This window comes from Bacillus sp. D48C (assembly GCF_053345735.1).
Map to the genome: position 1 here is coordinate 113,242 of NZ_JBKFAQ010000010.1, position 12,986 is coordinate 126,227.

Sequence of the window (12,986 nt, forward strand, 5' to 3'; positions counted from 1 at the left end):
GTGATGGCATATGAACATGAATAATCAACGAATCGTCGTGACTGGAATGGGAATTATTTGTTCAAACGGAAATAGTGTAAAGGAATTTTGGGATAATATTAGATTAGGGAAATCTGGTATTAAAGTAATCCAAAATATCGATATGGCTGAAATGGTAACCCATTATGGCGGAGAGATTGAAAACCTTGAGGTAGATGATTACTTCTTTAAGGATGAAATAAAGGATATGGATCGATGTGGAAAATTAGGTGTCATGGCGGCAAGGGAAGCGGTAGAAAACGCTGAATTAAAAATAGAAAACTTTAATCCATACCGAATTGGAATATCATTAGGCACATCTTTAGGCGGCATGTTGAGCGGAGAAGCATTTCATGAACAGTGGATCAAAGATGGAATCGAAAAAGCAGATGAAACGTTACTCTTTAAGTATCCAATCCATACTCCCTGTGACAATATTACTCGAGACTTAAAAATAAAAGGGCCAAAAATGATTATTTCCAATGCATGTGCCGCTGGTACAAATTCAATTGGATTTGCGCTGGATACAATTCGAAATAACAAAGCAGATGTCATGATAACCGGTGGGGTAGATCCCTTATCTAAATTGTCAATGAGTGGTTTTAATAGTTTACAAGCATTAGCACCAACGCCACCATCGCCCTATAGCAAGAGTAATGGCGTGGTAATCGGAGAAGGTGCAGCTATTCTAGTTTTGGAATCATTAGATCATGCGGTTAAAAGGGGGGCAAATATCCTAGCTGAAGTAGTAGATTACGATTTATCTTCAGATGCATATCATCAGACAGCACCAGATCCGGGCGGGGAAGGTGCTTTGAGATCCATGCGAGGTGCTTTAAAAAAAGCCAGCATAGATGCTAAGGAAGTAAGCTATATCAATGGACATGGTACAGGTACACCGGCCAATGATGTATCAGAGCCAAAAGCAATTCGTACATTAATTACTGAAAATAAGACACCAGTTTCTTCAACTAAATCAATGATAGGACATATGTTAGGAGCCGCAGGGGCGGCAGAAGCGGTAACAAGTATTCTTGCTATTCAACATGGATATTTACCCCCAACTATAAACTTTGAAGTTGAAAGTCAAAAATTTAATCTGGATTTTGTACCTAACATAGGTAGGGTAAGTGATTTGAGTTATGTACTATCAAATTCATTTGCTTTTGGAGGGAATAATGCAAGTATTTTATTCTGTAAGTACAATGAGAACCACGAGTTATCAGAGGAAAAGGAAACGCTAATTAAAGAAAAAAAAGTCGTAATTACTGGTGTAGGTGGACTTGCTGGGAATTCTTCAAACCTTCAGGAAATTAAAGATTGCATGTTTAAGGGAAAGAGTGGTACCTCAAAGATTAAACAGTGGAATGATAATCCTAGGTGCATACAAGCTGGAAAAATACCAGAACAAAACTATCGAAGGCTAATACATCCTAATTTATTAAGAAAGATGGATTCAATTAGCAAACATGCGGTATTGTCAGTGAAAATGGCTATAGAAAACGGGAACTTAAAGATAGATAAAAATAATAGGGATAAGATAGGGATTATTTTTGCTACTGGTACAGGACCAGTAGCAACGGTAGAATCATTTAACCGGATTATTATCCAGGAGGGTGTTAAGGCTGCCAATGCTAAATTATTTCCAAACACAGTTATGAACGCAGCAGCTGGACATATTTCAATAAACTTTAAAATAAAAGGGCCTACTTCAACTATTTCATGTGGTGGGGTTTCTGGTATTAGTGCACTATACTATGCCTATGCCATGATCCAATCTAGTGATTATGACACATTCATTGTGGTAACGGCAGATGAAGTAAATAATCCAATAATAGAGGGACACTCAAAAATAAAAAGATACTTAACAACTGAGGATATAAGGCCTTTTGATTGTAATAGTAGCGGTACCATACTTGGTGAAGGGAGCGTTGCCTTTATTGTAGAAAGTGAGGAGGCAGCGTTAAAAAGAAATAGTAATATTTTAGCTGAAATAAAAGGGTTTGGATTAACCTCTGATGACAGTAAAATAGGGGACTTAAATCATCTAGGAAAGGCATGGGAGGAATCTATGCGTTTAGCAATGAAAGAGGCAATGATTTCTCCAAAAGAGATAGAATATATTTGTGCAGCCGCCAATGGTCATACATATTTTGACCGTATTGAAGAGAGAGTTATAGAACGTATATTTGGTATCGAGGCTCCTGTTAGTGCTACAAAATCTATCTTTGGGGAAACCCATGCAACTGCAGGCCTTCTTTCTCTTATTAGTGTAATATGTGCATTTAACGGTGAAATACCAGCTACGCAAAATGTAAAGAGTCATAGAGGAAGAATCGATCTTGTCACAGAAAACGCTCGTAAGACACCGGTAAGCAATGCCTTAATTAGTACATATTCTTACGGTGGCAATTATAATTCTATTGTAATAGGAAAATATTTAAATTAATTATTTATGCAGGAGGCCACTTTTATTAAGTAAGTAATGGCCCCCTGCATAATAAGCTATATAGTTTTTAAAGCTTAGGCTCTGAATTGAGCATATCAGAAAAACTATGAAGGAGCACAATGCCATGAAAGGTATCATTCTTGCAGGTGGGAGCGGTACTAGATTGTACCCCCTTAACCAAATTGTATCAAAGCAATTATTACCTATCTACGATAAACCTATGATTTATTATCCTTTATCAGTACTAATGTTGGCGGGGATAAGAGAGATACTAATTATTTCAACACCACAAGATATTAATAAATTTGAGCAAGTGTTAGGTGATGGTTCAAAATATGGAATTACTCTTTCATATGCTGTTCAGCCTTATCCAGAAGGTATAGCACAAGCATTTATAATCGCTGAGGAGTTTATTGGAAATGATAATGTAGCTTTAATTCTTGGCGATAATATCTTTTATGGTCATGGACTAACAGAATTACTAGAAAAGGCTGTTAAGAAGAAAAGGGGAGCTACAGTTTTTGGTTATTATGTCAATGATCCAGAGCGTTTTGGAGTAGTGGAGTTTGATTCTAAAAAGCATGTAATTAATATCATGGAAAAGCCAAAGGAACCAAAATCAAACTATGCAGTAACTGGTCTGTATTTTTATGATAAACGTGTGATAGAAATAGCAAAAACCATAAAACCGTCAAGTCGTGGAGAATTAGAGATAACAGATATAAACAAAGAATATCTTAAGATGGGAGAATTAGAAGTTGAATTATTGGGAAGAGGCTATGCATGGCTGGATACAGGCACACACGAATCATTATTAGAAGCAGCACAATTCATAGAAACGATTGAGAAAAGACAGAGTTTAAAAGTAGCCTGTTTAGAAGAAATTGCATTTAAAAAGAAATATATAACCAAGCAACAACTATTAAAAATAGCAAATTCGGTAAAGGAAAATCAATACAGCCGATATTTATTAAGGGTTGCCCATCAATAGCATTTAAATGAATGGAGAGAGAAGAATGCGTAAAATTCATACAGCATTAGATGGTGTTTTCATTATAGAGCTTGATAAATGCAGTGACAAACGTGGTTACTTCATAGAAACATATAATAAGAAAAAATTTGAACTTTTAGATTTACAGGGAGAATTTGTACAAGATAATCAATCATTATCTTTTCACACAGGCACGATACGTGGGCTGCATTATCAGTTGAATCCTAAAGCCCAAATGAAGGTAGTGAGCTGCATTTCTGGTTCTATTTACGATGTAGTGGTAGATATTCGAAAGGGATCCCCCACGTACGGGCAATGGTTCGGAACAATTTTAAGTGAGTATAATAACCGCCTACTTACCGTTCCTAAAGGGTTTGCACATGGTTTTTGTACAATAGAACCTAATACTATCGTCCAGTATAAAGTAGATGAGTATTATTCCCCTAACCATGAAGAGGGAATTCTATGGAATGATGAAACGATAGGAATATTTTGGCCAACTAATCAACCAATTTTATCAGAAAAAGATAGAAAACTGCCTAGATTAAAAGATACTAATATCAACTTTGTTTATGGAGATGATTTTAATTGAAATTATTAATAACGGGTGGGGCAGGTTTTATTGGTAGTAATTTTATTCGTTACATTTTAAAGAAATATCCTCAATACCAAATTGTAAATGTAGATTTATTAACATATGCAGGAAATTTATCTAATCTCAAGGGAATATCATCAAATCAGAAATATAAATTTATCAAAGGGGATATTTCAAATGAAATATTCATAGATAAGTTATTTAAAAAAGAGAAATTTGATTATGTATTAAATTTTGCAGCAGAATCTCACGTTGATAGAAGTATTAAAAGTCCCCATATCTTTGTTCAAACTAACATATTAGGTACACAAGCCTTATTACAATCAGCATATAAAACAAAAGTGAAAAAGTTTGTACAAATTTCTACAGATGAAGTATATGGAACATTATCTCAAACAGGTGCGTTTACAGAGCATTCAATAATAGCTCCTAATAGTCCTTATAGTGCAAGTAAAGCTAGTGCGGACTTAATGGTACGAGCGTATCATGAGACATTCGGTTTACCTATGAATATAACTCGTTGTTCCAATAATTATGGTCCCTATCAGTTCACGGAAAAATTAATACCATTAACAATAACTCATGCGTTAAATAATAAAGATATTCCTCTATACGGTGATGGATTACATATAAGAGATTGGCTTCATGTAGAGGATCACTGTGTAGCTATTGATTTAGTTCTTCATGGTGGAGTAGATGGGCACATTTATAATATCGGAGGAGATAATGAATATACAAATCTAGATATTGTACAAAAAATAATCAAATTCCTAAATAAAGATCAATCGCAAATTACATTTATCCCAGATCGCTTAGGACATGATCGACGTTACGCCATGGATGCTACTAAGTTGAAAGAAGAATTAGGTTGGAAACCACACTATCTATTTGATCATGGACTCACTCAAACAATTAAGTGGTATATCGATAACCGTACGTGGTGGGAATGAATTTTATAATTTTAGGCAAGAAGGCTCCTTCCTCAAGGAACGCGAAGTGAGTAGGTGGGAGATGAATGGGCTTCGGACAAGAGATGGCAGGAAGCCATCTTAATTGTTCGACATACATAAACTGCTACTAGCTAAAAATTACATAAATTAAATGAGGTATTTTAAAGTGAAGATACTGATAACGGGAGTAGATGGACAACTAGGACAAACTTTAATGCAAGTACTCAGCAGAACACATCACGAACTATATGGTGTGAATCGAACCAAGTTAGATATTGCAAATAAAATAAAGGTCTGCTCTTACATTGATAGAGTAAAGCCGGATGTAATTGTACACTGTGCAGCATTTACAAATGTAGATGGGGCAGAGAAAGACAAAGGGTTGGCATATGAAGTAAATGTATTAGGTACCAAGTATATCACTCAAGCTGCAGGGAGAATAAAATGTAAATTTGTATATATTAGTACGGATTATGTATTTGATGGCGAAAAGTATACACCATATAATCTTGAAGATCTTCCTAATCCATTAAATATATATGGAGAAACGAAATTGGCTGGAGAACATTTCGTAAAAAAATACACCAAGAAACATTTTATTATTAGAACGTCCTGGATATTTGGAAAGGGCGATGGTCACTTTATTGCTAAAATAGGAAAAATAGCAAGTCTATATGGTGAAGTACGTGTAGTATCAGACCAATTTGGCTCACCTACCTATGCAATAGATTTAGCAAACTTTATTGAGGAGTTAGTAGAGACAGATCAATTTGGACTATATCATGCGACAAATGAAGGAGTATGTTCGTGGTATGAGTTTGCAGTTGAATTTTTTAAAGACTTCAATACAGATATCAATATAATTCCTTTAACGACTAAAGAATTCCCGCAAACAGCCAATAGACCTAAATATTCAGTGTTAAGCAAAGATTGTATTATCCTGAACGGATTAAAACCATTAAGACATTGGAAAGCAGCATTAAAAGAGTATAAGGAACAATTAGATAGTAGATAATCATTTTAATTTATATAAAATCAGCAAGTAAATATAGCTTTATTCTTTTAGTAAGTTTCATTTTAATTACTTTGAAACTTGTCGTTTATAAAGTATTAACTGTAAAATAAAAAACCACTACTTAAGGAAGTGGTTTTTTATTTTACAACTATACATTAAATCGTAACAAAGGCCATTATACATTCGCTGAAAGATTAACAGTACATTAACTATTTTAGCATATTAACATTCAAATAAATGTTCCAATCTAGTGAACTTTAAAATTTTGCTTACTTTGATATAAAAGGTTTTTAGGGTATAAAATAAGTTAATCACGGAGAAAATTTAAATTATAAATCTTTCTTTGCATATATTTTTTGAGATAGTAGCATTGATATAAGACCAATAACAATTGAGCTAAAACAAGGCATCCATGTTAGGACAGTTGGTGAGAATGGAAAGATAATTTTAAAATCAATTTGACTTGGTTGTAGACCTCGTATAAGAGTAGGAGCAACAAAAGGTATTAAAAAGGTAGTTAAAAGTGATATGACTTTTGTTTTATCATAACCAAATTTAAATTGAACAGGAAGGAGTATCCCAAATAAAATACTTAGAGTTAGAAACGTTATTCCAAGAGCACTAGCACTTAGGTTTTCTATACCTGATGGTGCGATTACTGATATACACGGATAATGAATGCACAGATAAAAATTACAAAAAGAAAAAGATACTTCGCTTTTACAAATGCGCTTCGTGTATATGGAGTTGCACAAAGTAAAGCAGCTCCCTTGTACTGATCCTCATATTTGGATACTGTTCCGAACAGAATATATTCCATCAAAATCACTGTTAAAAGAAAGTTAACAAGGCCGCCATCATTTAATTGTAATTGTGTAGAAAGATAAATAGGAGCAATAGCAGCAAAAACGAGTAAAATTAGAAAATATTTTTTGACTAACATAAAGTCTTTTATTACTAAGTTAATTAGCATAGCTATTTCCCAGTTCTTTCATAAAATTAAGGAGAATATCCATTAATTCACTTCGTATTAATGGATCCTAGCCACTTGTTGGCTCATCCATTAGTAATAGATCTGCGTGGTAGGATAGAGCCAAAGCAACTGCAAATTTCATTCGCGTCCCTTTGGATAAGTTAGAAATTTTTTGTTTTAGATTTAAATTAAACTGTATAATGTAATCTTGAAAAACGGGTTCATTCCAATCAGTATAAGAAGGAGCAATGACATTTTTCATTTCTTTTAATGTTAATCCATCATAAAAATATCCCTCATCTAGCACAATACCAATTTTGTTTTTGGACTTTCTTTCATGCTTATCCATATCGTTTCCTAAAAAATTAATTTTTCCAGAATTTTTTAAAATTAGACTAAGGATTGCTTTAATTGTAGTGGTTTTCCCAGAGCCATTGGTACCGATAAACCCCATTATACAGCCGTTATTAATTCTAAAAGTAACATCTTTTAACGAGAAATAGATAATAATGATGTCTACTACATATTGTCTATTCTATGCGATAAAATATTTTAAAAGTTTGTTTGAAATTAAGATATCGACAGCTTGATTTAATCATTATGAAAATGTCTATAATATCTCTAAATGTAATAAAAAAGACTATAGTACTATAGATTTAAAAAGAAGAAAGTAAATAAACCCAGATTCACTGATAAAAAGGGTTAAAAATAGAGGGGATCATTTTTACGGAACGATAGAGCAGTTCAGATACGGTGACACATGTATAACCATTGTTTTTAAAGTGGATTAGGATGCGTTCTAATGCTTCAACTGTCTGAGATATCTCAGAAAATTCGCTACCATTCCAATCATGAAGTAGAATGATATTTCCAGGCTGCACACCTTTTATGATATGCCCCGAAATTTTGCTAGCTGCTGGACTTCTCCAATCATGGGGATCCTGATGCCACGACCATAAGATCACAAGTTTACCATTTTGTATGGCTGTATTAATGATTAAATCATTATGTAACCCTCCAACTGGACGATACAGATTTGGTTTATACCCAGTAATTTGTTTGATAATTTCATCCGTTTTGTTTAATTCTGATGTTAATTTAGCTGCAGTAAGGTTTTTATCATAAATGTGATTATAAGTATGATTAGCAATTTCGTGTCCTTCTTTTACTTGTCTTCTTAAAATAGTTGGAAACCTTTTTACTTTATTACCTGCTACGAAAAAGGTTGCTTTTGCATTGTATTTAGCTAATATATCAAGTATTTGAGGGGTGAAAACAGGGTGAGGACCGTCATCAAATGTTAGTGCAACTATTTTTTCCTTTGTATTTACTTCCCAAATTACCTTTCCTGTTTTTTCATATGCCTTACGACTATCTGTAAAAGCATAAATAGATATTGGTTTGAAACAAAGAGAAATTATAAAAAAAATGAGGAATATAGAATTTTTTTCCACAACTAATACACTCCTATTAGATACAAGTAAGTTTAGTTTATGTAGTTATTATTAAATTATTTAATCAAAAATTAAAAAATAGTAGCTTATTGGAAATGTGACAAAATCCTCTTTTAGAATTAAGCAGCTTTATATAGAATTTGGTTAATTGACTTTTCTCTGAAAGAAGTCCATGATAAAATAGTTCAGGTTTGAATAATACAAAGATGAACTATATGTAAAGAGAGGAAGTTACTACAATGGTACAAAAAAATCAAAGCCTCAAAATAGGGGCAGAAGTTGTACAGTCATTTGTAGCAATAAACAAAGAAATCAAAATGCCTCTAGTTTAGGATTAACAGTACAACAAATGGGGATCTTAAACACAATTTATGGAATTCCTAATATTACCCTTAAAAGTATTTCAGAACGACTTTCAGTACCTAAGAGTACCGTGAGTGTAAATGTGGATGAATTAGTCAATCTAGGGTTAATCGAACGAAATCCCTCATCTGAAGATCGTAGAGAGATAAAATTGAAAGTAACAATGAAGGGGCAAGAAATATCACAAAAATCTATTGAAAATTCTACTTCCTATAAAGCAATGTCATTAGCATTAGAACAGCTTGAGGAAACAGAAATTCAAACATTATTGTATATGCATAAAAGCATATTAAATTCTTTACGTTCTTGAAAATTCAAAGCACTCTCTAAATAGAAATAGAAAAAATACGGATTTAAAAAGTTAAGAAAATTTAAATATAAAAGCCTAATTTCTCAGTGTAATAAGGGAGAAATTAGGCTTTTATTATTTTTTTAAAGCACCCTTTAATGGGATAACTAAAATGCTAATTTGATTTGCTAAAGAACTATAACGACATATGCCTTTGCATGTTTTAAAACACCTAGCTAAATAAAAAGGGAAGATAAACTTAAAACTGTTTGCTTACTTTATAAGTTAAATATTTCTAGGATGGGATCTTATTTTATTGAAAATTGAAATGTTAAGTAATATTCCTATTGCTATTAAATTGACCATTAAAGAACTTCCACCAAAACTTACAAATGGAAATGGAGTACCTGTAAGAGGAAATAGTCCCGTAATACCACCTAAATTTACAACAGATTGCATACCAATCATACATCCTATACCAATTGCTATAAAACTGCCGAATGGATCTACACATAATTGTGCAATTTTTAAAGAGCGAAGTACTATAGTCAAAACTCCAGCCAATAGAATAAATACACCAATAAATCCTAGTTCTTCAGAAACTATTGCCATTATAAAATCAGTATGTGGTTCCGGAAGATAACCTGTTTTTTGTATGCTATTTCCAAATCCAAGACCAGTAATTCCTCCAGAGCCAATGGCAATAAAAGAATTTACAAGCTGGTATCCATTTCCTTGTTCATTAAAAAAGGGATTGAAAATCGTAGTAATACGTGTCTTTTGAACTTCTGACAAACTATATTGAATTAAAAAATATAAAACAGGGAACCACAAAATAGAACCGATGGAAGTTCTTTTGATTAGTAGATTTATATTTATTCCTGAGCAAAGAAATATGCTAAAACCTATACCTAATATTAAAATTGCTGATCCTAAATTTGGTTGTTTAAAGATGAGAAAAAAAATTGTAGCTAAAAAAAATAAAAGTTTTCCGCTACCACTCCAGCTATTTTTAGCTTGTTCTTGTCGTAATGCAAAAAAACGGGCTGTTACGAGTATTGTTCCTAATTTAAGAAATTCAGCTGGCTGTATTCCAAAGATCCATGATTGAGCATTATTTACCACTTTTCCTTTCCATAAAACCATAATTAATAAAAAAATCCCCCCAACCATAATAAAGATTGAGACTATTCGTTTTTTCCATATTTCATATGGGAGTATAGCACAAACTACGAACCCTATTGTTCCTAAAAGTAGCTTTGTTAATTGAGAATCAACAAAGTGTCTACTTTTATAACCGTAATGCTGGACAGCTACAATGGAACTCGCACTATACATCATGATAATACCTAAAGTACATGTTATGAATAGAGGGAGGAGCAATAGATAATCGAGTTTTAATATTTTTTTCATTTTAATATCCTCCTAATTTAAAACAAAGCATAATATTACATTTGCTAATGAATAAAATCTTGTTCTCGTCAATTACTAAATAGGATTTTGTTTAGGCAGATTTTATTGCTTACACCCTATTTTCTTACGCAAAAATCCCCCTAGTTACATACTAGGGGGATTTAAAATGGCATGACTAAATAAGGCTTTTCCCCCTAGTAGAGCTTTGGCACTATACAACGTAAAGTAATGACAATTCATCACTTAGCTATCTTAAGAAGAGCCTTAACCCGACAATTCCTGTTCTACCCATTGGCGTCTTTCGACATTTTTGGGCAATAGCCTGTGTTTGTATAGGAGCCTCACCTAACAGGTTCAGCAATATAAATTTTATGTATTTGTTTCGTGTAGCAAGCATAAATATATATTTTTTTCTTGTCAAGTAACCGTATTGCTAAAATTATATGTTTTATAGCGTTATGATCCTTTGAAAAATGTTGTGAGAAAATGTATGTAATAATTCCGTATAAGTACATATTTTAGACTTGTAGCGTATAGTTTGATTAAGTAGTTTAACCATATAAATTTGATAAACAGTAAAGCAGATTTTAATCATAAAAGAAGATTTTTTTAAGAATGGAATTGAAAGTGAGTTGACAAATATTAAATTCTGGTTTAAATTTTGAAGTAATTCAATAATCTTTGTTAGGTGAGGCTCCTGTATAGAGAAACGCTGCTGCCCAAAAATGTCGAGAGACGCCAATGGGTCAACAGGAACGGTCGGATTAAGGCCCTTCTTAATGTAGCTGGTTATAAAAACCTATGCTATACAGTGCTAAAACTCAACGAGGGAGTGGTATACGATTTGATAGAAAGGCACTTCTGTGATTTTGGCAGGGCGGTCTTAATAATCATTTATTTGTATTGTGAAAAAACCTTTACTCCTTTTTGAGTAAAGGTTTTTCTGTTTAATTTTATTTATTTTTATCTTGTCTATATTCGAAAAGGAGGTAATTCTAACTAATGAATTGATTGCAATGTAACTATTATTGCTCTAATAAAAAATCTAAGACAGATAAAATAAAACAAAACCACTCATGAAACTCTAGAGTCTCCCTTAGCAATATGAGGAGGAGTTAACATGAAGAAATTATTAAATGAATTACTTGTAACCCCAAAAAATTTAGATGCAGAGAAGGTTTTACGTCTTCCTTCGTATGATGTTGCGCAAGAAGTAAAACGGTTTTCAATTGAAGATCAAGTCATATTACTAAATACAATACCTGTATTAAAAAGCTCTAAAATTCTTCAATATATGAGTGCAGAAGAAAAATATAATATCTTAATTCACTTATCTGAAAATAAAGCCAAAAAGTTGCTAAATTTACAACCGATTGATGAATTAGTGGATTTACTTCTAGCGGTTCATCCGGAAAAACAGGCTAAATTAATGGCGTATCTAGATAAAATTACAAAACATAACGTGAAAAAATTGATGACTTTCAAACCTGAAACGGCGGGAAGTCTTGTAACAAGTGATTTTGTTGCAGTTAGAGGAAATTGGTCAGTAAAAATGACATTAAAGTACATTAGGGAAAATTCTAAAAATGTAGAATCAATATCTTATAGTTATGTTCTTGATAATCACGGTTATCTTAAGGGAATCGTTTCCATACATGAGTTATTACTAGCACCAGATGAAGAGATATTATCTACTATCATGATTCAAGAGGTAATTTCAGTACAAGCTGAAATTGATCAGCAAGAAGTTGTAAAAAAGCTACTCAATTATAATTTAGCAGCAATACCTGTCACAACAGCAAATAATAAAATGATTGGTATCATAACATTTGATGATGTAATGAATGTTATGGAAGCAGAAGCTACAGAAGATATTCAAAAGTTAGGCGGAAGTGAACCATTAAATCAATCTTACTTTGAAGCTAGCATTTGGAGCATTTTCTTAAAACGTCTACCATGGTTATTACTTCTTTTTGTTGCTGAGGCATATACAGGTACAGTATTAAAGTATTTTGAGGACGAAATTGAAACTGTAGTTGCCCTTGCTTTCTTTGTTCCATTATTAGTAGGTACTGGAGGGAATACAGGAACACAGGTTGTAGCAACAATTACTCGTGCAATTGGTATTGGAGAGATGAAATTTAAAGACATTTTCCGTGTAATGAAAAAGGAACTTGCAATTGGTATGCTTCTTGGACTTGCACTTGCGGTAGCTGGACTCACTCGTGCTTATATGTTAGGTGTTGGAACAGAAGTTGCACAAGTTGTAGCAATCACTTTATTATTTATTGTTATTTGGGCCTCTCTTGTTGCAGCTGTTTTACCTTTAATTCTAAGAAAATTAAAACTGGATCCTGCAGTTGTTTCAGGTCCATTTATTACAACATTTGTTGACGGAACAGGATTAGTAATTTATTTCATGGTTGCAAAGACGTTATTAAATTTGTAAATATACACTAAAAAAAACAAATTTGGA

At 32.8% G+C, this 12,986-nt stretch carries 8 protein-coding genes, 3 pseudogenes and 2 riboswitches; of the genes and pseudogenes, 7 read left to right on the forward strand and 4 right to left on the reverse strand.

Translation table 11 applies throughout. The features are described 5' to 3' along the window. Positions 1-10: 10 nt before the first annotated feature. From ACLBXA_RS21805 to rfbD, 5 genes are all read left to right on the forward strand, one after another. Entirely contained in the window at positions 11-2,467 is a 2,457-nt protein-coding gene (locus tag ACLBXA_RS21805; protein WP_447617459.1) for a beta-ketoacyl-[acyl-carrier-protein] synthase family protein, read from the forward strand. A gap of 124 nt (positions 2,468-2,591) precedes the next feature. Beyond that, positions 2,592-3,458 carry a glucose-1-phosphate thymidylyltransferase RfbA gene (rfbA, locus tag ACLBXA_RS21810; protein WP_447617460.1) on the forward strand — a complete coding sequence of 289 codons (867 nt, stop codon included), beginning with the start codon at positions 2,592-2,594 and terminating at the stop codon, positions 3,456-3,458. 25 nt (positions 3,459-3,483) lie between these two features. After that, positions 3,484-4,050, forward strand: a complete 567-nt coding sequence (gene rfbC / locus ACLBXA_RS21815) for a dTDP-4-dehydrorhamnose 3,5-epimerase (RefSeq protein ID WP_242297131.1) — start codon at positions 3,484-3,486, stop codon at positions 4,048-4,050. Further along, positions 4,047-5,003, forward strand: a complete 957-nt coding sequence (gene rfbB, locus ACLBXA_RS21820; protein WP_447617461.1) for a dTDP-glucose 4,6-dehydratase — start codon at positions 4,047-4,049, stop codon at positions 5,001-5,003. Before rfbC ends, rfbB begins: the two co-directional genes overlap by 4 nt. A gap of 166 nt (positions 5,004-5,169) precedes the next feature. Next, a complete protein-coding gene (gene rfbD, locus ACLBXA_RS21825; RefSeq protein ID WP_447617462.1) occupies positions 5,170-6,018 on the forward strand; it encodes a dTDP-4-dehydrorhamnose reductase in 849 nt (282 codons plus the stop codon). A gap of 329 nt (positions 6,019-6,347) precedes the next feature. Here the strand turns inward: rfbD and ACLBXA_RS21830 are convergent. The 3 genes and pseudogenes from ACLBXA_RS21830 to ACLBXA_RS21840 form a co-directional block, all read right to left on the reverse strand. Further along, positions 6,348-6,991 (reverse strand): annotated as a pseudogene (locus ACLBXA_RS21830) (ABC-2 transporter permease). A gap of 1 nt (position 6,992) precedes the next feature. Further along, positions 6,993-7,505, reverse strand: a pseudogene (locus ACLBXA_RS21835) (ATP-binding cassette domain-containing protein); the annotation flags it as partial. Positions 7,506-7,677: 172 nt separating this feature from the next. Further along, a complete protein-coding gene (locus ACLBXA_RS21840) occupies positions 7,678-8,445 on the reverse strand; it encodes a polysaccharide deacetylase family protein (RefSeq protein WP_447617463.1) in 768 nt (255 codons plus the stop codon). A 239-nt stretch (positions 8,446-8,684) separates the two neighbouring features. Here ACLBXA_RS21840 and ACLBXA_RS21845 point away from each other — a divergent pair. After that, positions 8,685-9,118 (forward strand): annotated as a pseudogene (locus ACLBXA_RS21845) (MarR family winged helix-turn-helix transcriptional regulator). A gap of 264 nt (positions 9,119-9,382) precedes the next feature. On the opposite strand, the gene ACLBXA_RS21850 reads toward ACLBXA_RS21845, so the two are convergent. Continuing rightward, positions 9,383-10,510 carry an FtsW/RodA/SpoVE family cell cycle protein gene (locus tag ACLBXA_RS21850; RefSeq protein WP_447617464.1) on the reverse strand — a complete coding sequence of 376 codons (1,128 nt, stop codon included), beginning with the start codon at positions 10,508-10,510 and terminating at the stop codon, positions 9,383-9,385. A 183-nt stretch (positions 10,511-10,693) separates the two neighbouring features. Then, positions 10,694-10,870, reverse strand: a riboswitch (M-box (ykoK) riboswitch). 313 nt (positions 10,871-11,183) lie between these two features. Continuing rightward, positions 11,184-11,351, forward strand: a riboswitch (M-box (ykoK) riboswitch). A 279-nt stretch (positions 11,352-11,630) separates the two neighbouring features. Here ACLBXA_RS21850 and mgtE point away from each other — a divergent pair. Beyond that, a complete protein-coding gene (mgtE, locus tag ACLBXA_RS21855; protein WP_000735189.1) occupies positions 11,631-12,959 on the forward strand; it encodes a magnesium transporter in 1,329 nt (442 codons plus the stop codon). Positions 12,960-12,986: the final 27 nt, after the last annotated feature.

Bases quoted from the DNA above. Each gene is read 5' to 3' on its own strand.
- ACLBXA_RS21805 (WP_447617459.1), top strand. From the start codon at position 11: ATGAACATGAATAATCAACGAATCGTCGTGACTGGAATGGGAATTATT.
- rfbA (WP_447617460.1), top strand. From the start codon at position 2,592: ATGAAAGGTATCATTCTTGCAGGTGGGAGCGGTACTAGATTGTACCCC.
- rfbC (WP_242297131.1), top strand. From the start codon at position 3,484: ATGCGTAAAATTCATACAGCATTAGATGGTGTTTTCATTATAGAGCTT.
- ACLBXA_RS21850 (WP_447617464.1), bottom strand. From the start codon at position 10,510: ATGAAAAAAATATTAAAACTCGATTATCTATTGCTCCTCCCTCTATTC.
- mgtE (WP_000735189.1), top strand. From the start codon at position 11,631: ATGAAGAAATTATTAAATGAATTACTTGTAACCCCAAAAAATTTAGAT.